This is a genomic window from Halomonas sp. PA16-9 (genome assembly GCF_009728585.1).
Classification (GTDB): domain Bacteria; phylum Pseudomonadota; class Gammaproteobacteria; order Pseudomonadales; family Halomonadaceae; genus Vreelandella; species Vreelandella titanicae.
Genome location: NZ_CP040451.1, coordinates 847,306 through 873,662, shown reverse-complemented (window position 1 = coordinate 873,662; position 26,357 = coordinate 847,306). Strand labels below are relative to the sequence as shown.

The 26,357-nt window shown below is 55.6% G+C and carries 25 protein-coding genes and 3 pseudogenes; 8 read left to right on the top strand and 20 right to left on the bottom strand.

Annotated features, from left to right (window positions below):
- Positions 1–80: 80 nt before the first annotated feature.
- From FDY98_RS04075 to FDY98_RS04065, 3 genes and pseudogenes are all read right to left on the bottom strand, one after another.
- Positions 81–1,595 carry an MFS transporter gene (locus FDY98_RS04075; RefSeq protein WP_027957289.1) on the bottom strand — a complete coding sequence of 505 codons (1,515 nt, stop codon included), beginning with the start codon at positions 1,593–1,595 and terminating at the stop codon, positions 81–83.
- 116 nt (positions 1,596–1,711) lie between these two features.
- A pseudogene (locus FDY98_RS04070) lies at positions 1,712–4,856 on the bottom strand (multidrug efflux RND transporter permease subunit).
- A gap of 22 nt (positions 4,857–4,878) precedes the next feature.
- The gene (locus tag FDY98_RS04065) at positions 4,879–6,036 is read right to left on the bottom strand and encodes an efflux RND transporter periplasmic adaptor subunit (RefSeq protein ID WP_027957291.1); all 1,158 of its coding nucleotides are present in this window, start codon (positions 6,034–6,036) and stop codon (positions 4,879–4,881) included.
- A 130-nt stretch (positions 6,037–6,166) separates the two neighbouring features.
- Here FDY98_RS04065 and FDY98_RS04060 point away from each other — a divergent pair, with 130 nt between their 5' ends.
- Complete coding sequence (locus tag FDY98_RS04060) at positions 6,167–6,940, top strand: response regulator (RefSeq protein WP_231500604.1); 774 nt, start codon at positions 6,167–6,169, stop codon at positions 6,938–6,940.
- Positions 6,941–6,975: 35 nt separating this feature from the next.
- Positions 6,976–8,016 (top strand): ATP-binding protein, encoded by a 1,041-nt coding sequence (locus FDY98_RS04055; protein ID WP_340146693.1) that lies wholly within the window; start codon positions 6,976–6,978, stop codon positions 8,014–8,016.
- 316 nt (positions 8,017–8,332) lie between these two features.
- Here the strand turns inward: FDY98_RS04055 and FDY98_RS04050 are convergent, their stop codons facing one another.
- Entirely contained in the window at positions 8,333–8,800 is a 468-nt protein-coding gene (locus tag FDY98_RS04050) for a VapA/VapB family virulence-associated protein (protein ID WP_101148383.1), read from the bottom strand.
- A 242-nt stretch (positions 8,801–9,042) separates the two neighbouring features.
- Between FDY98_RS04050 and FDY98_RS04045 the strand changes: the two genes are divergently transcribed.
- The gene (locus FDY98_RS04045; RefSeq protein WP_231500605.1) at positions 9,043–10,674 is read left to right on the top strand and encodes an FAD-dependent oxidoreductase; all 1,632 of its coding nucleotides are present in this window, start codon (positions 9,043–9,045) and stop codon (positions 10,672–10,674) included.
- A 16-nt stretch (positions 10,675–10,690) separates the two neighbouring features.
- Here the strand turns inward: FDY98_RS04045 and FDY98_RS04040 are convergent, their stop codons facing one another.
- The 5 genes from FDY98_RS04040 to FDY98_RS04025 form a co-directional block, all read right to left on the bottom strand.
- Complete coding sequence (locus tag FDY98_RS04040) at positions 10,691–13,837, bottom strand: ATP-binding protein (RefSeq protein WP_051430607.1); 3,147 nt, start codon at positions 13,835–13,837, stop codon at positions 10,691–10,693.
- Positions 13,838–14,587: 750 nt separating this feature from the next.
- Positions 14,588–15,511, bottom strand: a complete 924-nt coding sequence (locus FDY98_RS04035; protein WP_022519737.1) for a bifunctional helix-turn-helix transcriptional regulator/GNAT family N-acetyltransferase — start codon at positions 15,509–15,511, stop codon at positions 14,588–14,590.
- Positions 15,512–15,687: 176 nt separating this feature from the next.
- Positions 15,688–16,056 carry a TSUP family transporter gene (locus tag FDY98_RS26755; RefSeq protein WP_340146692.1) on the bottom strand — a complete coding sequence of 123 codons (369 nt, stop codon included), beginning with the start codon at positions 16,054–16,056 and terminating at the stop codon, positions 15,688–15,690.
- Between the two features lie 5 nt (positions 16,057–16,061).
- The gene (locus FDY98_RS26750) at positions 16,062–16,496 is read right to left on the bottom strand and encodes a TSUP family transporter (protein ID WP_340146691.1); all 435 of its coding nucleotides are present in this window, start codon (positions 16,494–16,496) and stop codon (positions 16,062–16,064) included.
- A 221-nt stretch (positions 16,497–16,717) separates the two neighbouring features.
- Positions 16,718–17,074 carry a winged helix-turn-helix transcriptional regulator gene (locus FDY98_RS04025; RefSeq protein ID WP_027957297.1) on the bottom strand — a complete coding sequence of 119 codons (357 nt, stop codon included), beginning with the start codon at positions 17,072–17,074 and terminating at the stop codon, positions 16,718–16,720.
- 153 nt (positions 17,075–17,227) lie between these two features.
- Between FDY98_RS04025 and FDY98_RS25895 the strand changes: the two genes are divergently transcribed.
- The 3 genes from FDY98_RS25895 (at position 17,228) to FDY98_RS04015 (ending at position 19,226) form a co-directional block, all read left to right on the top strand.
- On the top strand, positions 17,228–17,803 hold the full coding sequence (locus FDY98_RS25895; protein WP_196518099.1) for an alcohol dehydrogenase catalytic domain-containing protein: 576 nt from the start codon (positions 17,228–17,230) through the stop codon (positions 17,801–17,803).
- Positions 17,803–18,210: a zinc-binding dehydrogenase gene (locus tag FDY98_RS25890; protein ID WP_196518098.1), complete on the top strand. Its 408-nt coding sequence runs from the start codon at positions 17,803–17,805 to the stop codon at positions 18,208–18,210. The genes FDY98_RS25895 and FDY98_RS25890 overlap by 1 nt, the downstream gene beginning before the upstream one ends.
- A gap of 92 nt (positions 18,211–18,302) precedes the next feature.
- Entirely contained in the window at positions 18,303–19,226 is a 924-nt protein-coding gene (locus FDY98_RS04015) for an AraC family transcriptional regulator (RefSeq protein ID WP_231500606.1), read from the top strand.
- Positions 19,227–19,249: 23 nt separating this feature from the next.
- On the opposite strand, the pseudogene FDY98_RS04010 reads toward FDY98_RS04015, so the two are convergent.
- The 7 genes and pseudogenes from FDY98_RS04010 to FDY98_RS03980 all read right to left on the bottom strand — a co-directional run bounded on the left by FDY98_RS04010 (position 19,250) and on the right by FDY98_RS03980 (position 23,354).
- Positions 19,250–20,043: pseudogene (locus tag FDY98_RS04010) on the bottom strand (PhzF family phenazine biosynthesis protein).
- A 77-nt stretch (positions 20,044–20,120) separates the two neighbouring features.
- Positions 20,121–20,333, bottom strand: coding sequence for a RhuM family protein (gene rhuM / locus FDY98_RS29290; protein WP_414128658.1), 213 nt, complete (start codon positions 20,331–20,333; stop codon positions 20,121–20,123).
- A gap of 85 nt (positions 20,334–20,418) precedes the next feature.
- Entirely contained in the window at positions 20,419–20,985 is a 567-nt protein-coding gene (locus tag FDY98_RS04000; RefSeq protein WP_035538980.1) for a DUF6933 domain-containing protein, read from the bottom strand.
- 349 nt (positions 20,986–21,334) lie between these two features.
- Entirely contained in the window at positions 21,335–21,574 is a 240-nt protein-coding gene (locus tag FDY98_RS25885) for a hypothetical protein (RefSeq protein WP_196518096.1), read from the bottom strand.
- A gap of 248 nt (positions 21,575–21,822) precedes the next feature.
- Entirely contained in the window at positions 21,823–22,746 is a 924-nt protein-coding gene (locus tag FDY98_RS03990; RefSeq protein ID WP_027957303.1) for a bifunctional helix-turn-helix transcriptional regulator/GNAT family N-acetyltransferase, read from the bottom strand.
- Positions 22,747–22,889: 143 nt separating this feature from the next.
- Positions 22,890–23,063: a nucleotidyl transferase AbiEii/AbiGii toxin family protein gene (locus FDY98_RS03985; RefSeq protein WP_231500608.1), complete on the bottom strand. Its 174-nt coding sequence runs from the start codon at positions 23,061–23,063 to the stop codon at positions 22,890–22,892.
- Between the two features lie 15 nt (positions 23,064–23,078).
- Positions 23,079–23,354, bottom strand: a pseudogene (locus tag FDY98_RS03980) (type IV toxin-antitoxin system AbiEi family antitoxin domain-containing protein).
- Between the two features lie 361 nt (positions 23,355–23,715).
- On the opposite strand from FDY98_RS03980, the gene FDY98_RS03975 reads away from it, so the two are divergent.
- Positions 23,716–24,090 carry a GFA family protein gene (locus FDY98_RS03975; protein ID WP_022519891.1) on the top strand — a complete coding sequence of 125 codons (375 nt, stop codon included), beginning with the start codon at positions 23,716–23,718 and terminating at the stop codon, positions 24,088–24,090.
- A 40-nt stretch (positions 24,091–24,130) separates the two neighbouring features.
- Here the strand turns inward: FDY98_RS03975 and FDY98_RS03970 are convergent, their stop codons facing one another.
- The 4 genes from FDY98_RS03970 to FDY98_RS03955 all read right to left on the bottom strand — a co-directional run bounded on the left by FDY98_RS03970 (position 24,131) and on the right by FDY98_RS03955 (position 25,652).
- Positions 24,131–24,313, bottom strand: coding sequence for a hypothetical protein (locus FDY98_RS03970; protein WP_022519892.1), 183 nt, complete (start codon positions 24,311–24,313; stop codon positions 24,131–24,133).
- A 34-nt stretch (positions 24,314–24,347) separates the two neighbouring features.
- Entirely contained in the window at positions 24,348–24,482 is a 135-nt protein-coding gene (locus tag FDY98_RS26745; protein ID WP_340146690.1) for a hypothetical protein, read from the bottom strand.
- Between the two features lie 193 nt (positions 24,483–24,675).
- Positions 24,676–24,870, bottom strand: coding sequence for a hypothetical protein (locus tag FDY98_RS26740; RefSeq protein ID WP_340146689.1), 195 nt, complete (start codon positions 24,868–24,870; stop codon positions 24,676–24,678).
- Between the two features lie 572 nt (positions 24,871–25,442).
- Positions 25,443–25,652: a hypothetical protein gene (locus FDY98_RS03955; RefSeq protein ID WP_027957304.1), complete on the bottom strand. Its 210-nt coding sequence runs from the start codon at positions 25,650–25,652 to the stop codon at positions 25,443–25,445.
- 278 nt (positions 25,653–25,930) lie between these two features.
- Between FDY98_RS03955 and FDY98_RS03945 the strand changes: the two genes are divergently transcribed.
- The gene (locus FDY98_RS03945) at positions 25,931–26,239 is read left to right on the top strand and encodes a hypothetical protein (RefSeq protein ID WP_027957305.1); all 309 of its coding nucleotides are present in this window, start codon (positions 25,931–25,933) and stop codon (positions 26,237–26,239) included.
- Positions 26,240–26,357 lie beyond the last annotated feature (118 nt).

The window sequence follows — 26,357 nt, the reverse complement described above, 5'->3', positions numbered from 1 at the left end:
GCCAAGGCAACCCGCCACGCTTACCTTAACAGCTAACACCGGGGCTAAAACCGCATGGATGTGCCAGTGCACGACCAGCATCACTCGTGCGCCCCCACCTTTTCTGGGTGGCTACCCAGCATCAGAAAAACCACCACCGACAGCAAGGCGATGAGAATCGCAGCAGCTGTTAGCAAGATCGAATGCGTGGTGGAGAATGCTGCCTTCGCGGCCATGATGAGTGCATCCGCCTGATCTGCAGCCAGCCCTTGTGCCACAACGATGCTGTCGCTCATTGAGCGCGCTGCCTGTGCACCGAGGGCTGGCTCCAAGTGTGGCGGCAGTACAATAGTGCTGGTATAGACGCTCGCCATGAAAACCCCAAACAGGGTGATGCCGAGCCCACTGCCCAATTCGTAGCCGGTGGCTTCCAAAGAGCCTGCAGCCCCTCCTTTACTGGCGTCCACTGCCCCCATAATGGCAATTGAGGAAGCGGTCAGGCCGATGCTTAGGGTGAGCCCCAGCACGGCCAAGGCTGTTGGCACTGTCCAGTCAGGCGCGTGGAAGTCAGCATGCGCCAGATAGGCCAAAGCGGCTGCCGCAATCGCCATCGACATGCTGGCAACCAACCGTAAGCCGAACCGGTTGGACAGGTAGCCTGCAACGGGGCCACCAACTGCAGCGGCCGCCATGATCGGCACCATAACAAGGCCGGCCTGCAGCGGCGTCTTGTCCAGCACATATTGCAGCTCTTGCGCCAGCGTCAGCTCGACACCTGCCAGTGCACCGGAAGCCACTAGCGCCATCACCATGCCAGCGACAATGGCCGGATGGCGAAATAGCGATAAGTCCAGCATCGGCTCCACCGAACGCAACTGGATACGTGCAAACCAGGTCAGCATCGCTAGCCCCAGGAAGAGCACCAACCCTGCACGCCACAGCGGCTGCCCCGCTCCCACCCCAGACTTGACGCCGTAAACCACCGAGATGATACCAACAAGCAAAATCAAGGCCTGACCGAAAGCCCATTTACCTGGCGTCGTCGCCTCGCGGCGGGGCAGCAGCGCATAGGCGACCGGCGCCACCACTAGCATGATGGGAACATTGATGAGGAATACCGAGCCCCACCAGTAATGTTCCAACAAGACACCACCAATCAATGGGCCAACTGCCGCGCCTGCGGCCCCAACCGTTCCCCATAGGCCAAGCGCCATCGCACGCTCGCGCTCGTCCTCGAAGGTTTTGCGGATGACACCCAGAACACAGGGCATGATCATCGACCCGCCAATGGCGAGCAGCACTCGAGCACCGATCAACATGACGGGTGTCGTCGAGAATGCCGCCAGTAGTGACGCCACCCCGAACACCAAGAGTCCGGTCAGCAGCACACGACGCGTACCGATTCGGTCAGCCAGCGTGCCCATCGGCACCAGCAGGCCCGCCATCAGCAGCGGATAAATATCGATGATCCACAGCACTTCGGTGCCAGTGGCACCTAGCGCCGGCGTCAGTACAGGTATAGCGACGTGCAGGATCGTCATGTCGATGACAACGGGCAGGAACGCCAGCATTACAGCAAACAGAACTAGCCAACGTTGTGGGATAGCAGAAAGCATTAGCCACTTAACTCCTAGATAATGATGTCACTTCCAACGCTGCCACTGAAAAGGTGTCTGACACAGGGGACGCCGACAGCGTTAGCACGATAGGCGGAATCAGTCGGCGCATGGCATTAATGCTCTATATCGTTATCGAGTTGTAATGATGAAAGGCGACGAGCCGTACGCCTGCCACTAACGCGCTCCTGAAGACCTATCACGAAAACGAAGAATACCGGGACGAAGAGAATCACCAGAAGCGTTCCGCTAACCATGCCGCCGAAAACGCCCGTGCCTATCGCATGCTGGGTTTTGGCACTGGCGCCAAACGCAACCATCAACGGCACCACTCCCAAGCCGAAAGCGAGTGAGGTCATAAGAATCGGACGCAGGCGCAGACTGGCGGCTTCCACCGCGGCCTCCATCAGCCCCTTACCTTGCTCACGCAACTGTTTTGCGAACTCAACGATCAGGATCGCGTTTTTCGCCGACAACCCGATCACGGTGACCATACCGACTTTGAAGAAAACATCGTTAGGCAGGTCACGCAGCAACATGGCCGCCACCGCCCCCAGCAACCCCAGCGGCACAACCAGGATGACCGACAGCGGAATGGACCAGCTCTCGTAGAGAGCGGCTAACACCAGAAACACCGCCAGGATGGATAGCGCAACCAGCATGGGTGCCTGGGCAGCGGACTGGCGTTCCTGAAGGACTGCCCCGTCCAGGCCACTGCGAAACCGGGCGGAAGTTGCTGCGCCAGACGCTCCATTTCAGCCATGGCATCACCAGTGGAAGCCCCCTTCGCCGCACTGCCGGAAATGCTGGTGGCGGGATAGCCCAGGTAGCGCACCATTTGTAGCGGTGTTTCGTCCCACACCGGAGTCACCACCTCTGACAGGGAAACCATGCCCCCCCTGCTATTTCGCACATGCAGCTTGAGCACGTCGTCGACCTGCATGCGTGCCGACGCATCCGCTTGCATAATCACCTGCTGCATCCGGCCCTCATTCGGGAAATCGTTGATGTAGGACGACCCCATCGCGGTAGACAGGATTTCGCTAATGTTGGCGAACGACACGCCGAGCGCTTCGGCTTTCTGGCGATCGATGTCAAGACGAATGCTCGCCCCTTCCGGAAGGCCGTCGGAATAGACGTCACTAACTACCTTGCTCTGCGCCGCCAGTTCCAGCAGCGTTGTCTCGGCAGCCTTAAGGGCCGCCGGCCCCTGGTTGCGTCGATCCTGCAAGAACATCGTAAAGCCGGACTTGGTGCCCAATTCATCAATGGCCGGCGGCAACATACTCATCACCGTCCCTTCGTTCAATTGACTCATGGCTGCCTGAGCTCCTTCCGCTTCACTCGCCGCCGTGGCACCGTCGCGCTTCCCCCACTCCTTTAGCGTGGTGAACGTCAGCGCTGTATTCGCGCCAGACCCAGAGAACCCGAAGCCCAAAATAGACATATTGCCGTCCACTGCAGGGCGCGCCATGACGTACTCCTCATACGCCTTGACGACATCCAAGGTACGCTCGGTTGTCGCATTGGCAGGTAGCTGGATACTGGTCATGAAATAGCCTTGATCCTCTTCCGGTAGAAAAGCCGAAGGCAACTGGCGGAAGGCGAACACCAGCACGCCTGCGATGACCACAAACACCAGCATGACCCGACCGCTGCGGGCGACCAGTCTCCCCACACGCGATTCGTAACGGGCGGTCATACGTTTAAGCGACCGGTTGAACCAGCCGAAGAAACCGCCTTTGTCGTGGTGCCCCGGTTTAATGGGCTTGAGAAGGGTTGCGCATAGCGCCGGTGTCAGCGTCAACGCCAGAAACGCCGAGAACAGAATCGAGACCACCATCGCCAGCGCGAATTGCTGGTAGATCACACCGACCGAGCCACTCGAGAAGGCCATCGGGATAAACACCACCGTCAATACCAGGGTGATGCCCACCACCGCACCAGTAATTTCCTTCATCGCCTTGATGGTGGCGTCCTTTGGCGACAATCCCTCTTTGGCCATGATGCGCTCAACGTTCTCGACCACCACGATAGCGTCATCGACGATGATGCCAATCGCCAACACCATGCCAAACATCGTCAGCACGTTGATTGAGAAACCTGCCAGCAGCATCACCGTGAAGGTCCCCAACAACGCAATCGGCGCGACCAGTGCGGGAATCAGCGTGTAACGGATGTTCTGTAGAAACAGCAGCATCACCAGGAACACCAATACCATCGCCTCGATAAGGGTATGGATGACCTTCTCGATAGAAACCTTAACGAACGGGGCCGTATTAAAGGGGACCGATGAGCTCATACCCGCGGGTAGCGCCTGGTTTAACTCAGCCAAACGCGCTTGCACACTTTCCGACGTGCGGACAGCATTGGCACCGGGTGCCAGCTGTATGGCTGCCGCCGTCGCTGGCTGGCCATTCTCACGATTGGAGAAGCCGTAGGATTGGGCGCCCAACTCGACTCGCGCCACATCGCCCAACACCACTTTGGAGCCGTCGACATTAGCGCGAAGTACGATAGCGGCGAACTCTTCCGGCGTGCTCAATTGCCCCTGTGCGGTCAACAGCGAGGACACCTTTTGGCCGGGTAAGGCCGGAGACGCGCCGATGCTGCCCGGCACAATCGGTGCGTTCTGCTCCGTGATCGCGGTCGAGAGATCATTCACCGACAAGCCGAAAGCAATCAGCTTCTCCGGCTCTATCCAGATTCGCATTGCCTGCTCAGCACCGAACAGCTGCACACGACCGACACCATCAATGCGGCGCAGCTCCTCGACGATATTGCGGGCCATATAATCGTTCAGGGCAATCTCATCAAAGCGCCCATCATCGGAATTCAGACCTACGATCATCAGAAAACTGGATGACGCTGACTCTACGCTCAGCCCATCCTGACGAACCGCCTGGGGTAACCGAGGCTCGACTGCCTTGAGTCTATTCTGTACATCCACTTGGGCCAGTTCCGGATTTGTCCCTGGCTTGAAGGTGGCGGTGACAGAGGCCGACCCTGAAGAGTCCGCCGACGATTCGAAGTACAGCAGATTCTTGACGCTGGACAGTTCTCGTTCGATGAGACTGAGCACGGCATCGTTCATGGTCTGCGGTGTGGGCCGGGGTAAGTCGCAGTGATGGTCACCGAAGGGGGCGCTACCGAGGGGTAGTGAGCGACCGGCAGCTTAGGAATGGCGATCACGCCCAGCAGGATGATAAACAGCGCGACCACCCACGCAAAGACTGGGCGCTGGATGAAGAACTGAGGCATTGCGGAGACTCCTGAAGCTTAATTAAGAAGATGCCACTGAAGCCTCAAGAGGCGATGACCTATGCCAATCAGTCGCGCTGACTTCGACACCATCAGAAAGTCGCTCTATACCCTCGACGACAACCTTCTGCCCCTCTGTCACCCCCGTTTGAATCCGATAATTACCGTTCGCCAATTCACCAAGCTCCACTGAGACCATCACCGCCTTGTCGCTGTCACCAATCAACCACACGTAGGGCTTACCGCCGATGCGCACCACGGACTGTTGCGGCACCGTCAACGCGTTGTCATAGCGTGCGTAGGGCACGCGGGCGCGCACAAACATACCGGGCAGCAGGCGTCGATTGGGATTGTCCACGAGTACACGCAGTAAAAGGTCACCCGTGCTGGCATCCACATTGATGCCCGAAAAAAGAATGCGTCCGGTGACATCGTAGGGTGTACCGTTGCTGCCGAGGATGGTGACCGGTAAGCCATTATCTAGCGAAGGTTGCGCCGCCATCGCATCTTGAAGCGATTCAAGTGAGGAAGCCGAACGCTGAACATCGACATAAACTTTATCGATCTGCTGAACACGGGCCATGGGCGTGCTATCGCTGCTGCCGACAAGCGCTCCCACCGTTACCAACTCTTGATCAATTCGGCCAGCAATGGGAGACGCCACCGTGGAAAACTCTAAGTCAAGGCGGCGACGTGACAGCGTGGCACGCGCTTGAGCCACCTCAGCAGCGGCCTGCTGACTTTTGGATACGGCGTCGTCATAGGCCTGGCGGCTCACCGACTGCCCCCTGACCAGCGACTCCAACCGAGCGGACTGCGCACGGGCATTCGCAAGCTCGGCTTCGGCTTTCTGCAAAGCGGCTTCTGCCGTTTCCACTTCAGCTCGAAACGGCGCTGGGTTGATTTCGAATAATGGCTGCCCCGCACTCACGTCGGTTCCCTGTTCGAAAAGTCGACGTTGGACAATTCCGCTGACCTGCGGACGAATTTCCGCCACTTGAAAAGGAGCGACCCGGGCCGGTAAGTCTTCGGTCAGCTCCAATCTAACGGGTTCCAAGGTAACGACAGACACTCGGGCAGGAGACGGCGTTACTTCTTGCTCAACTGGCCCGCAGGCGGTTAGCACGGTTAGCAGCAAGGCACAGAGGCCACCATTGCGGTAAATATGTCGGATCGTCATGCATCTTCCCTTCAGGCATCGTTCTTTCAGACCTAGCTCATTGAGAAATAGGTAAACATTTGCCTAGCAATAAAATTGAAGGGGACTATATCGCTATAGCGTGGTATTAACGTCGACGGTATGTGTAGATATGATGGAGAACACAATTAATGTTTCATTAGGCACTTTTATGTCCACGACTCAACAGTCGCCAAATTCTTCTTCTGGCCTGCAAGCACTGGTTCTCATCGCCGAAGACGAGCCTGAGATCGCTGATATTCTGCAAGCATATCTGAGACGTGAGGGCCTTCGAACCATCCACGCAGAAGATGGACGCAAGGCATTGGAAATGCATTTGTCGATGAAACCCGATCTCGTCTTACTTGATGTAAAGATGCCTAAAATGGATGGTTGGCAGGTGCTGTCGGAGGTTCGCCATCGTGGTGAGACGCCCGTCATCATGTTGACCGCGATGGATCAGGACATCGATAAACTCATGGGCTTGCGTTTTGGTGCCGACGACTACGTCGTCAAGCCGTTTAACCCTGCTGAGGTCGTCGCACGCACTCAGGCAGTGTTAAGGCGCACCATGGCTGATGCTAGCCATCAACCCCGTGTCCTCCGGGTGCCGCCCTTTGAGATCGACCTGGAACAACACGAAGCCTTTGTTCAGGTGGGAGGAGACTCGCATAGCCTTGCGTTGACGCTCACCGAATTCAGATTGTTGACGCACCTTGCACGCGCGCCCAAAAAAGTTTGCACCCGCGCAGAGTTATTGGCCGCCTGCCTCCCCGAGGGTGAGGCGCTTGAGCGCACTGTCGACAGCCATATCAGCAAGCTGCGTAAAAAACTGGAAGACGTCGATGTGAGAGGCATACCCGTTGGCATACGCGGCGTTGGGTACCGGCTGTGGGGAACAGAATGAAACTCATTGGATTGAGCCGGACAATCGCGTTGACAATGGCAGCGATGGCGTTTGGGATCACACTGTTAGTCGTGGTGACCTCTTATGTGTTCTATTTCATTACCTTCCATTTTTGGCAGGGGTCGATTAACGAACCCAACATGTTCCCGTCGGGGCTAGAGTGGGCTTGGCTCGTTGGCACTACGTTGGTTGGGCTGGCGTTCGCCGTGATAGTGGGTATTCACTTGGCACGTCGCATTCTGGTGCCGCTAAACTCCGTCACAGAAAGCATGCGTCGCGTCGCGCAAGGCGACCTGGACGCACGCGCCACGACGGGTGATCGCTCGTTAGGCGAGGCCGCCGTTTTGGCAAACGACTTCAATGCCTTGGCAGACCAATTACAGCGAATGTCCAAGGAAATGACGTTCTGGAATGCGGCTATTGCCCATGAGCTGCGCACGCCCGTTACTATCTTGCGCGGCCGCCTGCAAGGCTTGGCTGAAGGCGTATTCCCCCCCGAAAAACCCCAGTTTCAAAGCCTCCTTACCCAAATCGACGGTATGGCACAACTGATTGAAGACCTTCGCGCCGTAAGCTTGGCCGAAAGCGGCCATCTGAACCTTGAGATCAAGAAATGCGATCTTTCTACTGAAATTGAATCAGTCGTTGAATTTTGTAGACATGCCCTAGATGCATCAAATCATTATCCAACCCTTGATCTGCAATCTGGCGCCGCGTATTGCGATCCTGTCCGTATTCGTCAGGCATTGCTTGCGTTGCTGGAAAACGCTCGCCAGCATGCATCCCCAGGGACACTCATCATCCAAACGCGCCAGAATGACGGGTGGTGTGTTTTGCGTGTTATAGATACCGGCCCAGGTATTCCTCAGGAATATGCCTCTCAGATTTTCACGGCATTCCGCCATGCGCGGGACGCTGACAGTGGTATGCCAGGAGACAAGCGAGGAAGCGGGCTAGGATTGGCGGTAGTCGCGGCGATTGCAAGAGCCCATGGTGGCGAGGCTAAATGCTACCCCTCTGATGAGGGTGGCTCTTGTTTCGAGTTGCGCTGGCCTTCTCAATCACATAGGGGGTGATGACATAGCGCGTGATGACATAGTACGTGATGACATAGCGCGTTTACCCTCTTGGCGAACTACTAAGAAAAAATCCTTAGTGGTTGCCTGCTCGCGCAATTGGCGCTGCTCCCAGAGATACACGAGCCGAATAGAGTTCATATTCGGCTCATAGGTTAGTCAGAAAGCTAACTGGGATGGAGAAGTATAGGTGGAGGGAAATCAGGGGAGGAGTGGATTGTGAAGAATGGATTGAGAGCATGCTGACGTTCTTGCTCGCGATTACCTGGGAACGCCGAGGGCACCCCCAGGTTTAGAATCAGCATACGGCTAAGACTCAACTCCAGCTGCCTGTGCCACCGCCAGCGCCGGTAACGGTGGAGACGGCACCCGACTGGAAGTGGCCCAATAGATTACTGTCGCCGTCGAAGAACAGGATGCTCAGATAGACTGGCGTACCCTGAAATTCGAAACTTACCGTATCACGATAGAGCCGTTCGAGATCTTTGGTATAGACATCCCCAAAGAGAGCGCCGCCGCCCGCTGAGGAGATGCCGCCAGCATTGCCATCGAAGGACTTGCCATCGGTGATGTTAACCTGAAACCTAAGATAGAAGATCAGGCTGGCTACGCTGCCGGTAGCAGGATAGGCCTTCTCGGAAGCCATCAAAGCGTCGGCAACGTCATCGATCTGCTCAGGCTCGAGTTTTTCATGCATGGCAACACGAAAGTCGTGGGCGATCAGTTTTTTATCAATGGTTTGAGGAGCATTGTTTTGAGGAACATTGCTTTGAGGAGCATTCATGGTTAGATACCTCATGCGGATGTTGTGAAATCGGCGGCCGGTCCATCGACCGCGGCTTACCTGCCCTAAGCATTTCAGCTTAGATACTGCGCAGTCACAGCATCAGCTCGGCATCACCAATATTGCTAACAATAGCCACACGAAGTACAACGGATCACTTCGGTATCAGCTTCTCTTGCGCCCTTGGCAGCAACGAACTCTTGGAAGATCCTGGAGCAAACGACTGCATAAGGAGAATAACGATGGACACTTCAACGCTTCGGGTTGCCATTATCGGCGGCGGCGTCTCTGGCCTGTCACTGGCCTACTACCTTCAGAAGCTCGGTGGCAAAGCAGCCCAGCAGATAGAAATCACCCTATTCGAGCGCAAAGCCACGCTTGGCGGCAACGCCGAAACGGTGTGGGTCGACCTCGGCAATCGGCGGCAACCGGGCAAGCCCGAGTCGCCCTATCGGCGCTGGGCCGACCTGGGGGTCAATGATGTGAACTTGGCCACCTATCATCGCCTGCGCACGGTGCTTAGCGAGATCGGCGAGCTAGAGCGCATGAAGCCGCTAGAGAATACCGAGAGCTACTTCAGCCGTGACGGAGCGATAGCCCTGACCGATGATAGCGACCTGGCCCGCGGTGTCAGCGACCCCGCCCACGAGCTAAATCAGGCCGAAGGGGGCAAGCTAGCGCCGTTGATCACCGTGGTGCATCAAAGCGCCATCGACCTAGTGGAGAGTGGACGCATTACGCCCCGCTATACGGTAGATGACTTCTTCGACAGCTGTGTCGCCACGCCCGTCGAGATGCTGGCAGCCGCAGCGGATCATTTGAAAATCACCATCGACTGGCAGGACCCGGCGCTGCCAGCTCGGCTGGAACGCATCCGCCACACCATCTACTATCCACGCATATCGGCCATGTACTTCGCCGACGATCGCGGCCCGGGCGGTATGCCACTCCAAGCTCCCTTCGAGTATTACCGCATTCAGGAAGGTGGCTCGCCCCCGGACCGCCGCTACTTCGAGCATGGCTCCCAGCACTGGCTTGAGGCCTTGGCCGCTTATATCGCCAACCCCGAGACTCAGGGCCCAAGAGTCAAAATCCTGCGCGGCATCGACGTAGAGGCAAGGCTCTCGCCCCAAGGCGCAACGCTAGCCGAGCGTACCGCTTCAGGTGAACGCCGCTGGCAGGCAGATATTCTAATCATGGCCACCCATGCTGAAGATGCCCTGCCGATACTGACCTTTGGCGACGGCCTGACTGAGATCCAGCAAGGCCTTCAGCATATTCTTGGCAAGGTGCGCTACACCCGCAGCTTCAGCGTCTGTCACACCGCTGCAGCCCGCCTACCACCCAATCGCAACCTATGGCGTACCTACAATATCGAAGTACGGAACCCTGAAGACACCTTCTTCCCCTACCGTATCGACTATGTAGCCAACCGCCACCAGAACGATGCAGAGAACAGTGATTACAATCAGGCAGGCCTACCGCAGTACTTCGTCTCTCTGGTGGATGATCTCAACAAGATTCCCCACCGCGAGATGCTCGAGCGGCGCCCTTCGCCCCTGAACGACTCCATAGCCACCGATCCAAACGAAGCTGGCTACCGAGACCGCTTGCCGCCACTGGGCAGCGCTCTGGAAGCCAAAGCCTGGACCCTGTTCAAGCACAATGTACTGGATGCCAACTGCCTGGAAGCTCAAGCGGAAATCGAGCGCTATAACCTAACCACCGCCCAAGGACGCTTCGAGGGAAACCAGAACGTATGCCCGCTGCTGTTCGCTGGCGGTTGGACGCGCGGCGCGGGCCTTCAGGAGCAGTGCCTGGAGCAGTCAGAGCATCTCATCGCCCTGCTGCTGGGGGATACCGGATCAACGTAAAGATAACGCGCGACGACTAGTAACGGCTGGCAGCCAGACAAGGCATCGTCATCAGCAGACCAGCCGCTTCGCCCTGGCGCCAGCAATCCCGTAAAGCTTCCAGAGCGCTAGACTCGCCGTTCTCTTCGCAGCTCTCCAACCAAACAGCGTGAGCCTCAATCAGCGCTCGGTGATGCTCGCCCCAGGCACAGGGCTCCGCCGCCATCAGCTGGGTCAAGCGCTGGGCATAGTGGCGGGCTGCGGAAGGGCGATGGTCAAGCAAGCTAACCTCTGCCGCCGTGACCAAAAAACGGTAGCCGTTGTGCCCCACGCAGCCAGCATCCAGCAGCGCTTCACCCTGTTGCAGCGTCTCCAAGCGAGCCTCGGGATCCTCTTCCAACAGCGCCCGAGTGCCGAGCACCCAAGGGCCAATAAAGGCCGTCAGACGGTGCTGTTCCACCAACTGCCAGGCACGCTCGATACTGGCTCGCGCCTCAGCCTGTCGTCCGGTGATCAGCTCGATACGGGCACGGCTCTCCAACAGAAAGGCCTCGAAGCGCCCTGACCCCAGGCCGCGAGCCACTGCCAGCGCCTGTGTAACCTGCTCGTCGGCCGCATCGGGATTGCCCTGGGAAATCAGAACCCAGGACGCCGTTAGCCGAGCCACCACTTCAGCACGCCGATTGCCAACTCGCTTGCCCAGCTCAGCAGCATCGAAACAGTCGGCCAACGCCGCCTCGGTCTCGTTAGCATAAAGACGAGCCGTACCCAGCATAAACAGATTAGAGGCCTCTAGATCCGCGTGACCATGGGTTCGGCAGAGTGCCACACAGTGGTCAAAAAGCTCGTAGGTGCTGCGCATCTGCCCCTCGGCATAGTGCGCATCGCCCAGCCCACTCAGGGCCTGGATTTCGGTATGCGCATCGCCACCCAATCGGGCCTGCTCCAGTGCCCGAGTGTGATAAGCCCTGCTGGTGGCAAAATCGCCCCGGGGGAAATAGAGGTTGCCCTTGAGGTAGAGCACTTCGGCCAAAGGCAAAGGATCCTTCAGTGTCTCGGCCAGGGGCAACAGCCCATCGAGTATCGCTTCTTCTGCCTCTAGGGCATCGAGCATGTTCAGCACCCGGGCTAACCAAAGGTCGGCGGTAATACGCTGACACTCCTCTCGGGCGAACGTGCGCGCCGCCTCAAAGTGCTCGCGAGCCGCCTGGATGCGCCCGGTCGCCATCGCCACCTGGCCTTGCAGCAGAACCAACCGGTACTCATCCTTCGGCGCATAATCAATGGCTCGGCATTGTCTCAGCAGCGCCATGGCTTCCTCATGCCGATAACGCAGCATTTCCGCTGCCACCGCCTCCAGGAACGCGTTCGGTGCCTCCAGGGAACGTGCACGGTGAAGATGGCGCGCACGTAGCCCCGGTTCCGTTTCACCATAGAGCTCGGCCAGCCGGAGATGCAGGCGGTCGCGCTGTATTTTGGGAATTCCCTCGTAGATGCCCTGTAGAATCAGGTCATGCACAAATCGATAACTCCCCTCTCCCAGCGGGCGTACCAAACTGTAGCGCTGGGGGAGCTCAGGTCGATAATCGGCCTGCCCCACCACTTCCTGCAGCAACGCTAGCGAGAAGCGCTGCCCCATAACGGCGGCGACGCACATGGCCCGACGATCCAGGACGGTGAGCTGATCCAGCTTGGTCTGTACCAGATTAGCGAGGCTGGCTGGCAAGCTGCAGTGGGGATGAAACAGCAACAATTGAGTCAGAAACAGCGGATTGCCCTGGGCCTGAGTGACAAGGCGGGTGGCATGCTCAGCGGGAACCGCTCCGAAGCTGGCCACAAGGACCTCGGCCTCTTGGGGGCGCAATGGAGGAAGTTCGATCAAGGTTAGCGGCGACTCAGGCAACTGTGGCCTCAAACGGATCTCCAGCGGATCCTGCTCTAAGCGTGAGGTAAACAGCCAGATCACCGGCGCTTCCAGGGTCTCCTGGAGTAGCCCAGTCAGGGTTCCCAGCAGCGCCTCATCGGCCCAGTGAAGGTCTTCCACCACCAGCAATTGGGGGCGATGAATAGACCGCGCCAGGAGAGTGTCGCGCAGTGCCAAAACCAAACGCTGGCTGCGGGTCTCCGGGGTCATGGCCGCATAGAGACGCTGCGCATCCTCTGGCTGAGCCAGCCCCAGCAACGGGCGCAGCAGCATGGCATGATCCACGGGCAAACGCAGCGCCGAAAGGCGAGCGAGCAGGCTCGCTTCGTCTATCATTTCACCTTTCGTCTCATCGGACGTTTGAAGCAGCGAACGAGTCAGCTGCATCAACGGGCCTTCATCGGCACGCGTGCCGAAGTCCAACACCTCGGCCTGATGATGATCGGCATGCGCCGCCGCCATCTCGGCAAACTCGGCGCTGAGACGCGTCTTGCCGATGCCCGCCACACCGCGAATATAGATCAGATGGCCAGCCTGATAGTCACAGGTACTCTCTAAAATGGCCTGCAGCTGCCCCAACTGCACCCGGCGCCCCACCAGTTCGAAGCGGGCCTCCTGAGATTCGTCTCGGGGATGGCGGTAGCGCAGCCAATCCTCGCCTTCATCATCGAAGATAAAGCGTTCCGCCAACTGCACCGCCACCCCGCGCTCAACCCAGACACCGCTCCGCTCCTCCGCTATCGAAGGGGGCGTAGCGGACGGCCATTGGCCAGCCTGGAGATATACGCCCTTGGCCACACCCTGCTCCACCAGGGTCGCAGCGCACAACAGGCCTCGCTGAGCATCGCTACGGTAAGCCCGGGGCAGCCCAAATAGGGCCGTCCCTTCTTCCGCTAGGCTGCCGCCGAAATGCTGAACCCAGGTCGCCAGGGTTGGCTGGTCAGCCGCCACAGCATGCAATTGGATCAAGACACGCGCGCTTTCCATCTCCTCGCTATCAGCGGCAGACACAGCGGCGGCCTCTTCCGCATTCGCTGACAGCGCCTCAACCTCGACGCCGTAGATCTCAGCCAAGTGGCGAGCGGTGCGATAAAGCACCGCCCGCCCACTCTCGGCCCGTTTAATGGAAGCAATAGAAACGCATAGGCGCTGGTCGAAGCAGTGCTCGGCCAGCGCCTCCTGACTCAAGCCCAGCCGTTTGCGGTGCTGCTTCAAGCGCTGGCGATCCAGCCGCAAACGCCCATCTTGGGGAGCGATCATGATTGCCTTCCTTTCTCTAACACGCGGGAAATGTCGACCATGGCACTGCATCACGCTTTACATGAAAAATCTGCGTGCAAAGACTGGCTAGCTTTTGTGCAAACCTATGGTTTTTTAGTATTAGATGGAACTAAGCCTAGCAGATTACGAGCTAGTGCAGAGCAAGCGGCACTAGTTTTGAGGAAGATGAGCAGAAATACATAGACCTACCACCTCGCCCATTCAGCTCACAGGATGAGCCGATTATGGTTTATATTCGGCTCATAATATAGCCAGATACTAATTGGAATTTGGTAGAATAGAATCAGTAGCAGAAAAAGCTTGATGCAGCTATGGCTGACGGTCATGCGTAGCGTTAAAACCAACATTAAAGAGGCAATTAGATAGCCAAAAGACTCACCCCGTTTGTTATTGCCTATGATTTTGATGGTACTGAAGGCCGTTACTACACGATTTATCTTCTCGGCTGGCTCCCACTGGTGCTGTCCATTCTGGAGGTAATCCTGGTTATTCAGGGGCCTTCCAGGCCAGTCCAGGAAATCGGCGTATCGCATAAGATGATTTACGTTCTTTACGTGCAGATTTTACATATGCTGACGTGCGGGCATTCGTGGATTGGGTCATTGAACGCATACAACTTGCCGAGCCACGGTGGCAAATTAGCAACATCATTTAAAGGTTTGCGCTCGCCCCCCTGCTGTCCGGCATACGGCCTTTACCTAGGCAAAGCGATGCTTCGCAACGTGGGTACTACAGCTCACGGCTCCACACCTGACCGACAAGATCCTTGCCGAAGCTGTGATGGGGCGTTTCCTCAACCAGTTCGAAACCCGCCCTTTCATAGATTTTTCGCGCACCAATAAGAACGCTGTTGGTCCACAAGATGATTTTTTTATAGCCAGCTTGGCGGGCGAATCTTAGGCATTCATCGACAAGACGGCCACCTATTCCAAGACCTCGGGCGCAGGGATCGACATAGAGTAACCGCAGCTTTGCGGTCGCTTCGTCCTCCCTAACGACGAACACGGAACCAACGACACTTCCTTGCTTCTCGACGACCCAGCACCGTTCCCATTGCGGGTCATAATCACGCAGATACTTGGCGACGATGTCTGCTGTCAGTGCTTCATATTCACTGTTCCAGCCGTACTCCTGGGCATACAGAACTGCCTGCCGATGGACGATCCATCCCATATCGCCCGGCTGCGGGTCGCGCAGCAGGTAGTTCGAATCGGTATCGCCAAGCAGGCTCTCAATTTGATGCATAGCCTCGATCAACTGGTGTTGCTCAGGCTCCGAAAGCCGCTTGAGCATGGCAACAACTTCGCGCTGCGACGCATCACTCAACGGCAGGTAAGTTTCCCGCCCATGATCAGTCAATTGCAGTTGCGCCGCCCGGCGATCGGAGGGCAAGGGGATCCTGGTGATGAGCCCCTTCTTCTCGAAGCCTTTCAGCACCCGGCTCACGTAACCGGCATTGAGCCCCAGCTCCCGGCAAATATCCGAGCTGGTAAGCATCGGCCGATGCGCCAGCTCATAAAGAATGCGAACCTCCGTTAGCGAGAATGGGCTTTCCAGCAAATGCTCGTGCAGCACACCGATCTGACGCGTGTAGAAACGGTTAAAGCTTCGCACCGTTCCAGCTCGCTCATGCAAGCGTTGTTCTGCGGCCATGGAAGAGGCCTCCAATTAGTTGCCTTAAGCACATAATTAATTGCTTTTGGCAACCATGTCAACAAGATCTCATAAGAAACTACTGACAAAATAAATGAAGCTCTCTCGACTGCGCGACGCCCTGAATATCAAGCGCCACACATCTCCCAAACAGGCATCTCCCACGCAAGCAACACTCAATGAACAAAAACCATCACCACCAGCACCATGGTCAACAATAGCAAGTACACCCTGGCATGAAGACGGTCAGGAAAGCGTCCGATCCAGGTCGACGCCAAGCGGATACCGAGCCATGAGCCCACTGCCAATACCAACAAGGCGCGCAGATCCACATAACCGGCATACCAGTCCCCCAACGCTGGGTGATTTGCCGACAGCAACACATACGTCGCGGTGCCACTCACCGCCATGGGCAACGACAACGGATTGGCCATGGCAGTAGCTGCCGTCATACTCGCGCCTCTACGGCGCATGAGCGGTACGGTCATCACGCTGCCGCCAACGCCCAGCAAGGCGGCCACCGCACCAATCAATGTCCCCGTCATCGCCGTTACCCCACGCCCATAGGACGCACATCACTCCCCGCCTGATGCAGAAAACCGGGCCGCAGAGCGGCATCCGCAATCGTGATGCCCAGATAGCCGATGAACGCCCAGCGCACCCACTCCCCGCTCAACGACACGGCAGCCGCCGCGCCAAGCACGGCGCCCACGGCGATATAGCCCACCAGCGGACGCACCAGGTGCCACTGCACGGTCTGCCGTAGATGGTGGCGCCATGTGGACAGGGAAGCAGCAAAGACCATCAACGCCGTCGAGGTGGCCACCGCGATATGCATGGCCGCCTGACCGATACCACTATCCGGCCCATGGACGGAAATCAGCAGGGTATACAGCAAGGGAACCACCACAAACCCGCCACCGAAACCGAACAATACGGTGGTCACTCCCGCCACCCCGCCACAAAGTAGCAATACGCTATACACCGGCACTCTCCTGATGAAACGAAACAGCAGGCACTATATGCTGGCGAGGATTGGCCGACATTCGTCATTCGGACAACCATCAACGCGTTTCAGCCAGGTTAACGCTAATGCTCAATACACCTCTTTCAGATGTGGATCATGTAGCACGGCCCATGGTGGCCATCGGCACTGATTAAGGAGCGCAGATTGGCCATATCAATTACCAAGCTTAAAAGAGGCTGTTAGTTAATATGAGCATTATTGCCGTTGGTGTCTTGCCAAGATAGATAGCTATCTCCCCACTCTTTCATGGCGTTGAGCACGGGGGCCAGAGTCAGCCCAAGCTCGGTAAGCGAATATTCGACACGTGGGGGAACTTCGGCAAACACTTCTCGAGAGATAATACCGTGCGATTCAAGCTCTCGAAGTTGCAATGTCAACGACCGTTGCGTGACGCCACCGATAAGCTTGCGAAGCTCTCCAAATCGTTTGGTTCCGCTGAGTAGATAGTAAATGATCAGCGGTTTCCATTTTCCGCCAGCAACAGCAACGGTCGCTTCAACAGTGCACCGATACTCATGAGCTTCTTGCTTCTTCATCCGTTATACACCCGCCATTAGTATAAAATATATCCCTATATATCAAATCAGTGCCTACTTTTCAATTCAACCCCTAGTATCTAGAATATCTCTCCCGCAGCAGCTAGTCCTGTGCTGCGCTCTTTTACCTGAAAATCTTGATGGAGCACCCTGATGAAAGCAGCTTACTATGAAGCCCAAGGCAGCGCTCGAGATGTGCTGAAAGTCGGTGAATTACCGACACCAGAACCAGGGTCAGACGAGGTGCGCGTCCGCATCCATGTTTCCGGACTCAACCCAACCGATGTCAAGGCGCGAACTGGTTTCTCTGCAGAAATGCCTTATCCGCGCATCATTCCCCATCAAGATGGCGCAGGGGTTATTGATGCCGTTGGCGCGAACGTGCCACCGGATAGGCTTGGCGAGCGGGTTTGGGTATACGAAGCGCAATACGGTCGAGCGACAGGCACGGCAGCAGAGTTCGTTGTGGTTCCTGCACGTCAGGCGGTTCACTTGCCGGATACGACCTCATTTGAAGTAGGTGCTTCGCTTGGGATTCCGGCGCTAACAGCTCACCGCTGCCTGTTTTCTGATGGCAGCCTAAAAGGTCGGCGAGTGCTGATTCATGGCGGAGCCGGAGTGGTCGGAACAGCAGCAATTCTATTGGCAAAGTGGGCCGGCGCATGGGTTTCAACAACGGTGATGAGCTCTGAACAAGCCACCGTAGCCGAAAAAATGGCGCTGATCTAGTGATCGACCGAAAGTCGGAAGATGTTGCGAGTATTGTTTTGGAAGCAACAGAAGGACTCGGCGTTGACCATATTGTCGATGTCGCTTTGAAGCCCAATCTTGACATCAACTTGGCCTGTTTGTCCCAAGGTGGGGTTATAAGCGCCTACGCAACCGCCAATGCGACGGATGAGCTTTCCATTCCATTATTGAAGGCCATGATGCATGGTTGCGTCTTCCGTTTCGTGTATATCTACAATGTACCCGATGAGTTGAAACAAATTGCTATAGCGGATATCAACTCGTGCCTTGAGGCCGGATACTACTCGCCAAAAATCGGTTTAAACATGCCTCTTCGGAACATAGTCGAAGCTCACGAGGCATTGGAATCGTCCAACGTTATAGGCAAGGTTCTTGTACACATGTGAGCTGAGATTACTTGAAATCGCGCATGACAACTATCACCACCAGCACTACCGTCAGCAGTAACAGGTACGCCCTAGTATGAATGCGATCAAGAATGCGCCCGATCCATCGCAACGCCAAGCGGATCCCGAGCCATGAGCCCACCGTGCCATTGCACGGTCTGCCGTTGGTGGTGGCGCCATGTGGACAGGGAAGCAGCAAACACCATCAACGCGTTTCAGCCAGGTTAACGCTAATGCTCAATACGCCTCTTTCAGATGTGGATCATGTAGCAAGGCCCGTGGTGGCCATCGGCACTGACTACCGCCCCGGCACCCTCCTCGACTTTCATACCCATCGCCGTGCCCAGTTTCTCTATGGCATGACCGGCGTGATGGAAGTCAATACGGATGACGGTACCTGGAAGGTGCCGCCCTATAGCGGCGTCTGGTTACCTGCGGGCAAGCGCCACCAAGTGCGCATGAACGGGGTAAGCACTCGAAGCCTGTATATCGAACCCCACGTCGCGCCACGCACTTCGCGCAGCTGTGAGGTGCTAGTCGTGACGCCTCTCCTGCATCACCTGTTGCTGGCTTCCGCCCACATCCCCGCGCTCTATAACGAAAGCGGCCGCGACGGTGCACTGGCGCAACTACTCCTATACGAACTGGAACAGGCTCAGGCCCTGCCACTGTTTGCCCCCCTGCCCCATGACCTTCCGCTCGCCCGCCTGTGCAGAGAGTTCCTCGGCCAGCCAAACATTCACACGCTTCCCGAGGAGTGGGCCCATCAGTTGCATTGCAGTCAGCGCACCTTCAATCGCCTGTTCCGTCAACAGACCGGACTCTCCTTTGGGCGATGGCGCCAACAGGCCTGCCTGATGGCGGCAATTCCCAGGCTGCTGTCTGGCAGTTCCGTTACCCGCACCTCACTGGAACTCGGCTACGATAGCCCGGCCGCTTTCTCTAGCATGTTTCGCAAGGTGCTCGGCCAATCTCCAACGGCTTTCGTCCAAGCGGCTCGCCGCCAAAAGGAGTAACTGCCTCAACATACCTAGCTTTTTCAGTTACTCTTCGGCAAGGTGATAACCCCTTTCAGATAAGGGGCCACGCGGCCTTTGATAATCACGCGCTCGCCTTCCACGATGCAGCTAAGCGCGCCTTTTCGGGCACCGCCCTGGCGTGCGGTTAGCGTTTGCTTGCCTAACCGCTTAGACCAGTAAGGTGCAAGCGACGTATGGGCCGAGCCTGTCACCGGATCTTCTTCCACGCCCACTTGGGGCCAAACCAGCGGGAAACAATGTCTACCTCATCGCCTTTAGCGGTGACTACCACACCCCGCCCCGGCAGCTGTTTAAGCTGCTGCATATCCGGCGCTAACGACTCAATCAATCGCGCATCATTAACCACCACCACGATATCGTCAGAGATCAGCAGTTCCTCAATGTCGATACCGCCGAACGCCGCCGCTACCTCAGCGTGCATTGCCAAGGGTTCTAGCGTTTTCGCGGGAAAATCCATCGCCAGCTCGTCACCCTCACGCTTTACCAATAACTGCCCACTGCGGGTCTGAAATTGCAGAGTTTCTGAGCTATCGCCTAGGGCATTAAAAATTACCCACGCCGCAGCTAAGGTGGCGTGACCGCACAGATCCACTTCTACCGAAGGGGTAAACCAGCGCAGGTGATAGCCGGATTCAGTCGACACAAAAAAGGCCGTTTCAGACAGGTTATTCTCCGCGGCAATGGCCTGTAACAGCGCATCATCCAGCCACGCTTCCAGCGGGCAAACCGCCGCAGGATTGCCTTCAAAGGGCTTAGAGGCAAACGCATCCACTTGGTAAAGATCAATGTTCATTACAGATAGCCTTTTCTCACTTCAGATATCACTTCGGGGACGGCGCTAAACCTGTTCACGATGATACCAAGCCTTGATTAGTTAAGGTTCGGCTGAGCAAACTCACCGCCTGCTCGAACTCTATACCACGCTCGGTTAAGCGCCGCTGGTTTAGGGTGTAGCACCTGAGTAGCCCGCTTGCGGAACTGCACGGCGCGATGGGACTTTAATCGGGAACCAACTGAAACAATGGAATACAAGCTGTAATGCTGAGTTTCACCCTGAACCTGACGTTTACTCGCTTGGAAAATGAACCGGAATTTCCGGATAGTTTCCTCCCTCTCTAGCTGTGCCTCTTGGTTGGCGAACTACCAAGAAATTCTTAGCAGTTGCTATTTACTCACGACTCGCCAATCTCGACAGTAAGTCCATCATCTCTTTACGTGGCCATAGATACCCTCGGCCTTTTACCGTGCGCGGCGACTCTGCCAGCCAAGCACTCGCGTTATAGCCTGTTATTTCAGCCACATTCAGTTGGTCATAATGCAAGAGGTGGTCAAACTCCTCCTTCATTCGGTTAAGCGTGCCTTGTACAGAGCGGCTGCACTGGGTATCCACCTGTAAAGGACGTAAATAACGGTGGGCAGTCTCCATATGACTCTCCTCCGCACCACATTTGAGCAAAGTGTTCATCAGTGCATCATCAAAACGGTCATTTAGCTCCACGAAATCAGGTTTTGTAAGCGCAGGTAATACCAATGGGAAGCGAGTTTCATCGTGTACCAGTAGTACGCAATTGCGCCGCTGCAACGTTACTAAATTCCCATGCCAATGGCTTAACGGGTTGATATCTAGCAGCGGTTGCTTGTAAATCCATTTCGTTCGTGGCGTTACATTAAACTGACCGTCACTATTTAGCGGTAAGCGCTCGTATAGTTTATGTGTTGCATGGAGTTGAATCACAGCACTCACCTTGGTAAGCAGATAATTTTATCTGCGTCTGTGTGTCCGGGAAACTATAACCACTTCATTAGTCACACCAGCTTCTTTGCTAAACGGGCACTACTGATTCACGCCAAGCGGCTATGTATTACTGAGTATGAACTATGACATCAGGTTCTTTCATGGCATGGGGAATGTCTGCCATCCTCAGCAGCCAAATACAGAAAAGGCAGTCACTTGGACTGCCCTTTCGTTTTATGTGTGAAGCGGGAATGCATAAATGAAAGCAAGGATCAGCGCTTACCTTCAAGGCGCAACTTAGCCACTTCATCTAGCGCCAAGCCGGTCGCTTCAACAATCTGCTCGTCACTCAGCACTCCAGCTTGAGCAGATTACGGGCTGTTTTCTCGATGCCCAGCTTTTCGCCTTCCTGGCGTTCTTGCTGAGCCCAGTTTTCCAAATTTTCTGCCAACATGTCTTTATCCTCCACCAAACTGTTGAGCTGATTGAGGTCGACTTCAGCCCCTAGCCGCTGCAGGTGGCGTTTAAGCCAGCGGGTAATAATCTTGTCGATACGCTCTTTATGAGGAGCGGCCTGAATAATCGCCACAATTCGATCCACGGCTTGCTGAAGCCTCTGGCGATTTGTGGACGCCTTCTCGATACTGAAACCCCACTTAACGGCGACTGCACCAAGCCTAACTGTTCATCAGTATAGTGCCCTTCATCGACTAGGTAATAACGCATGCGTGGCTGGTAGATCTGTAGGAGACCCGGCGGTTCCGGCATGGTGCGATCCACCGAAGAATCCGGTATACGGCCTTTGCCTAGGCAGAGCGATGCTTCGCAACGCGGGTACTACAGCTCACGGCTCCACACCTGACCGACAAGATCCTTACCGAAGCTGTGATGGGGCGTTTCCTCAACCAGTTCGAAACCCGCCCTTTCATAGATTTTTCGCGCACCAATAAGAACGCTGTTGGTCCACAAGATGATTTTTTTATAGCCAGCTTGACGGGCGAACCTTAGGCATTCATCGACGAGACGGCCACCTATTCCAAGACCCCGGGCGCAGGGATCGACATAGAGTAACCGCAGCTTTGCGGTCGCTTCGTCCTCCCTAACGACGAACACAGAGCCAACGATGCTTCCCTGCTTCTCGACGACCCAGCACCGTTCCCATTGCGGCTCATAATCACGCAGATACTTGGCGACGATGTCTGCTGTCAGTGCTTCATATTCACTGTTCCAGCCGTACTCCTGGGCATATAGAACCGCCTGCCGATGGACGATCCATCCCATATCGCCCGGCTGAGGATCGCGCAGTATGTAGTTCGAATCAGTATCGCCAAGCAGGCTCTCGATTTGATGCATTGCCTCGATCAATTGGTTTTGCTCAGGCTCCGAAAGCCGCTTGAGCATGGCAACAACTTCGCGCTGCGACGCATCACTCAACGGCAGGTAAGTTTCCCGCCCATGATCAGTTAATTGCAGTTGCGCTGCCCGGCGATCAGAGGGCAAGGGAATCCTTGTGATGAGCCCCTTCTTCTCGAAGCCTTTCAGCACCCGGCTCACGTAACCGGCATTGAGCCCCAGCTCCCGGCAAATATCCGAGCTGGTAAGCATCGGCCGGTGCGCCAGCTCATACAGAATGCGAACCTCCGTTAGCGAGAATGGGCTTTCCAGCAGATGCTCGTGCAGCACACCGATCTGACGCGTGTAGAAACGGTTAAAGCTTCGCACCGTTCCGGCTCGCTCATGCAAGCGTTGTTCTGCGGCCATGAAGAGGCCTCCAATTAGTTGCCTTAAGCACATAATTAATTGCTTTTGGCAACCATGTCAACACGAATTCATAAGAAACACTGATAACTCTGTCGAGGTAGGGCTTATAAAAGAGGAGAGACTGTGTTCACAATCTATTTGGATCACAAATTGAGCCGAATAAGCGCTGTATTCGGCTCAAGGGACATTTTGGAAGTCGTCAGATAGAACAGGTTTATCGCCGTGCCGCCCTTCAGCGCGAATACATCTTCCTTAGCGACATGCGGGAGAATACGCACAAGAAGTGCGACCTGTGCTTCATAGGTTTCACGTGCCATCGTTGGTCTCCGTCCTTACAAACGCTTCAGGCGCCATAATCCGATAGCGCGGACGTATCTTGCCCCCTTTACCAGCGCCCTGTCGCCGCTGCCGAGATTAAACTCTGCTGGGTCGAGGCGCTTGCGCCAGGGGTGATCGTGGCGATCGGCAAAGACAAAGAATAGCCGCTTTACCTTGATCTACTTACAACTCTGCAGCAGAGCTGACAGTAGTTTAGGGCGCAGCGTTGTCCGACTCTCAAATAGCATATCGAGATTGTGAAAACTCTCATGGTCGGGCAGCTCGTCCATAGCTTCCATAATTGCCCTTCCGAGTGCCGACATCTTGAGCGTCCAGTCCCATGGCAGCGTGTCTTCGGCGTTGGTTAACTAAAGAATCTTCCAGAAGACTCTTTAATATCGTCAAATTTTGTGTACTTTTAGTTCACAAAGCACCTATCTTTTAAAGATTCATGGGGAGGCGATTTACCAGCTTAATATCCGCGCCTGCTTGTAACCAAGATACAAACTAATTCCGGGCTCTAAGGCAAACCCGCCTCCTGCAACAGCTAGATTTAAGTCGATTTGCGGGCATCAAATACCAACGAGACGGCAGCAAGACAAAACAAAAAGTGCCACCTACTTTGAATGTATGAATCTTCTGGAGATTACAATGGTTCAACTAACGGGTGGCTGTCTCTGCGGTAAGATCCGAATCGTGGCCAATGGCGAGCCGCTTCGGGTAGGTATTTGCCACTGTATGGATTGTCGCAAACATCATGGGGCACTGTTCTACGCGGCGGCGGATTACCCCAAGCAAGCTGTTATGATCGAAGGCGAACCACACAGTTATCAGGGGCGCTACTTCTGTTCCGCATGCGGTTCGTCGGTTTTTTCGGTAAGCGAGGAAGAAATCGAAATACACCTGGGCGCCCTTGATTCACCCAATCAACTGAAACCGACGTATGAGCTTTGGAACATTCGCCGTGAACATTGGCTGCCGCCATTTCCAAACGTGGAGCAATACGAACGAGATCGGCAAGATTGAGCAGGTTCAAGGGCTGCCGATTAGGTCAGAAGGTAATCGATCAGCGCTTACCTTCAGTGCGCAGCTTAACCACATCCTTTAGCACCAAGCCTGTCGCTTCAGCAATCTGCTCAACACTCAGCACTCCCAGCTTGAGCAGATTACGGGCCGTTTTCTCAATGCCCAGCTTTTCGCCTTCCTGGCGCTCTTGCTGAGCCCAGTTTTCCAAATTTTCTGCCAACATGTCTTTATTCTCCAACAAACTATTGAACTGTTGGCTACGCGGTCAGCAACTCCATTTCCTCGCGGCTACTAACCGGATGGCGGATCGCCTCTTTGGCTATATTCACTTCTAATGCTACTTTCGCAATATCCAGCACGCCAACATCAATTTGGTAACCCCCTCGGGTCATCAACCAGTCAAGCACCTCCGCCAGGTGCCAGATTGAGGCACTGCCTTCGTGAACCGGTACAGGAACGTCGCTCGGTGGGTGAGCATCAGCTTTCGCATTGCCTGTCGCGAAACGCCCACAACGTCTGCTACATCCGTCAGGCCAACAAGATCCGGCGAAGCCTCAATCAGCCGCGCGGAAGGGATCGCTTTTTTTACGTCAACCAGGGCACTGTGAACCGCTTCCGCGGCGCTGCCCGCTTCACGAGAGAATTCCAGCGCCAAGCGGCCCGGCTGCCCACGCCCACCAGAGCATCATCGCAACCGGCAGCGCCCAAACGCTCCACTAGCGCATCTAGGTCGGAGTCACTATCAGCCAGTTGGTATTTCAGCGTAAAAATATATTCCATTCTTCAATCCTCCGGCTCCGCTTCGTCTCGACGCTTGTGGGTCGAGCACTTGTCCACCACTCTCCGAATTGCCCGGGCGTGGCTGCCGGGATTTTTCGGTGTACTCCACACGCTCGCGATACAAAACTCACCGCAGCGGCATTCATCATCATTATAGGGACAGTAAATCTTGCCCCAGGCGTGACTACCGCCGACTTCAACTCGCCAGCCCTCCGCTTCCGCATGTTTGAGGGCAGTTTCAATCTCTTTTTTCGGATGTGATGGACGAGTCATTATTTGCCTCTGAGTATGAAGCCCCCTTCAATGGTTGTCAATTGACAACCATTGAAGCAGCAATTCATATGCTTGCCGACGTTCATCTAAATAGATAGACCCAAGTGTCTCTTTTAACTCCCTAATAAAAATTTAAGAAAGAATATCAGTAGGTGCAACACTTAACCTGACGCTGGGGTCTTTCATGGCATGGGGAATGTCTGCCATCCTCAGCAACCAAATACAGAAAGGGCAGCCAATTGGACTGCCCTTTCTTTCGATGCGCTATGCACGAAACCAGATACGTAATAAAAGCCAGATCAGCGCTTACCTTCAACACGCAGCTCAGCCACTGCACCTAGCGCCAAGCCTGTCGCTTCAGCAACCTGCTCATCACTAAGCACCTCACGCAGCCAACCCAATAACGCCTCGCTGACTGGGCGTTGAGCGTGTGTATAGGGCGATGGCATCGTGCTGGGGCGATTGGTGTCCGGAATCAGTGAATCACTACAGACGGCTGTCCGGGCCATGCTCTAAAACTCTTTTTTGTAGGACCGGTCAAGTTTGGATTTAACAGCTCATGCGCAGGACACGGCGAGCTGGTGACGTAGGTTAGAAAGGTGCTGAACAGATCCTCCGCAAGACCTTCATTCTCGTAGAGCAGTTTAGTGTCGTAAGGTTGGCGCGGATCCTTGTGTAAACCAACTACTCGCCAACCAATGAAATTGGATGGGCAAAAAGTTATTATCCAGCTAAATAATCTTTCTCCCGAATTCATGCACTTTTATATCCTTTAACTGGACACTCTATGCATAACCTATGGATTCCCGTCGTCGCCATTTTCGTCGTTGCTGGCCTGGTATTCGGTAGCCAGGCCTATTCTGAGGCCCAGCGTGATGCCCACATCGCCGCGACTATATCTGAACGCCTCGACAACCAGGCACCGGCCGAGATCTCCCACTTGACGCAAGTCAACAAGGGCTATGGAGTGTGCGGCAACTATGAGCTTTCACGCGCCGAGTCCGGTCGCTTCTACTACAATCACGCCACCAAGCGCCTAGTGTTGGGCACCGATGCCCCGCTGTATCACGACAACTGCGAGGGCGTCTCTGAATGACCCCTTAGAACCTGTTCACGATCTTTTAAGCAGTAAAGTGATTGCGCCCAAACCCATGCCCCTCCTCACGGAGCGCTTTTCTATGCCGCTGCCGATTATCCCAAGCAAGCTGTCATTA

Excerpts from the sequence above, each read along its gene's own strand:
- FDY98_RS04075 (WP_027957289.1), bottom strand. The coding sequence starts at position 1,595 with ATGCTTTCTGCTATCCCACAACGTTGGCTAGTTCTGTTTGCTGTAATG.
- FDY98_RS04065 (WP_027957291.1), bottom strand. The coding sequence starts at position 6,036 with ATGACGATCCGACATATTTACCGCAATGGTGGCCTCTGTGCCTTGCTG.
- FDY98_RS04060 (WP_231500604.1), top strand. The coding sequence starts at position 6,167 with ATGATGGAGAACACAATTAATGTTTCATTAGGCACTTTTATGTCCACG.
- FDY98_RS04055 (WP_340146693.1), top strand. The coding sequence starts at position 6,976 with ATGGCAGCGATGGCGTTTGGGATCACACTGTTAGTCGTGGTGACCTCT.
- FDY98_RS04050 (WP_101148383.1), bottom strand. The coding sequence starts at position 8,800 with ATGAATGCTCCTCAAAGCAATGTTCCTCAAAACAATGCTCCTCAAACC.
- FDY98_RS04045 (WP_231500605.1), top strand. The coding sequence starts at position 9,043 with ATGGACACTTCAACGCTTCGGGTTGCCATTATCGGCGGCGGCGTCTCT.
- FDY98_RS04040 (WP_051430607.1), bottom strand. The coding sequence starts at position 13,837 with ATGATCGCTCCCCAAGATGGGCGTTTGCGGCTGGATCGCCAGCGCTTG.
- FDY98_RS04035 (WP_022519737.1), bottom strand. The coding sequence starts at position 15,511 with ATGGCCGCAGAACAACGCTTGCATGAGCGAGCTGGAACGGTGCGAAGC.
- FDY98_RS26755 (WP_340146692.1), bottom strand. The coding sequence starts at position 16,056 with ATGACGGGGACATTGATTGGTGCGGTGGCCGCCTTGCTGGGCGTTGGC.
- FDY98_RS04025 (WP_027957297.1), bottom strand. The coding sequence starts at position 17,074 with ATGAAGAAGCAAGAAGCTCATGAGTATCGGTGCACTGTTGAAGCGACC.
- FDY98_RS25895 (WP_196518099.1), top strand. The coding sequence starts at position 17,228 with ATGAAAGCAGCTTACTATGAAGCCCAAGGCAGCGCTCGAGATGTGCTG.
- FDY98_RS04015 (WP_231500606.1), top strand. The coding sequence starts at position 18,303 with ATGCGCCCGATCCATCGCAACGCCAAGCGGATCCCGAGCCATGAGCCC.
- FDY98_RS03990 (WP_027957303.1), bottom strand. The coding sequence starts at position 22,746 with ATGGCCGCAGAACAACGCTTGCATGAGCGAGCCGGAACGGTGCGAAGC.
- FDY98_RS03985 (WP_231500608.1), bottom strand. The coding sequence starts at position 23,063 with ATGGCACGTGAAACCTATGAAGCACAGGTCGCACTTCTTGTGCGTATT.
- FDY98_RS03975 (WP_022519891.1), top strand. The coding sequence starts at position 23,716 with ATGGTTCAACTAACGGGTGGCTGTCTCTGCGGTAAGATCCGAATCGTG.
- FDY98_RS03970 (WP_022519892.1), bottom strand. The coding sequence starts at position 24,313 with ATGTTGGCAGAAAATTTGGAAAACTGGGCTCAGCAAGAGCGCCAGGAA.
- FDY98_RS26745 (WP_340146690.1), bottom strand. The coding sequence starts at position 24,482 with ATGACCCGAGGGGGTTACCAAATTGATGTTGGCGTGCTGGATATTGCG.
- FDY98_RS26740 (WP_340146689.1), bottom strand. The coding sequence starts at position 24,870 with ATGGAATATATTTTTACGCTGAAATACCAACTGGCTGATAGTGACTCC.
- FDY98_RS03955 (WP_027957304.1), bottom strand. The coding sequence starts at position 25,652 with ATGGCCCGGACAGCCGTCTGTAGTGATTCACTGATTCCGGACACCAAT.
- FDY98_RS03945 (WP_027957305.1), top strand. The coding sequence starts at position 25,931 with ATGCATAACCTATGGATTCCCGTCGTCGCCATTTTCGTCGTTGCTGGC.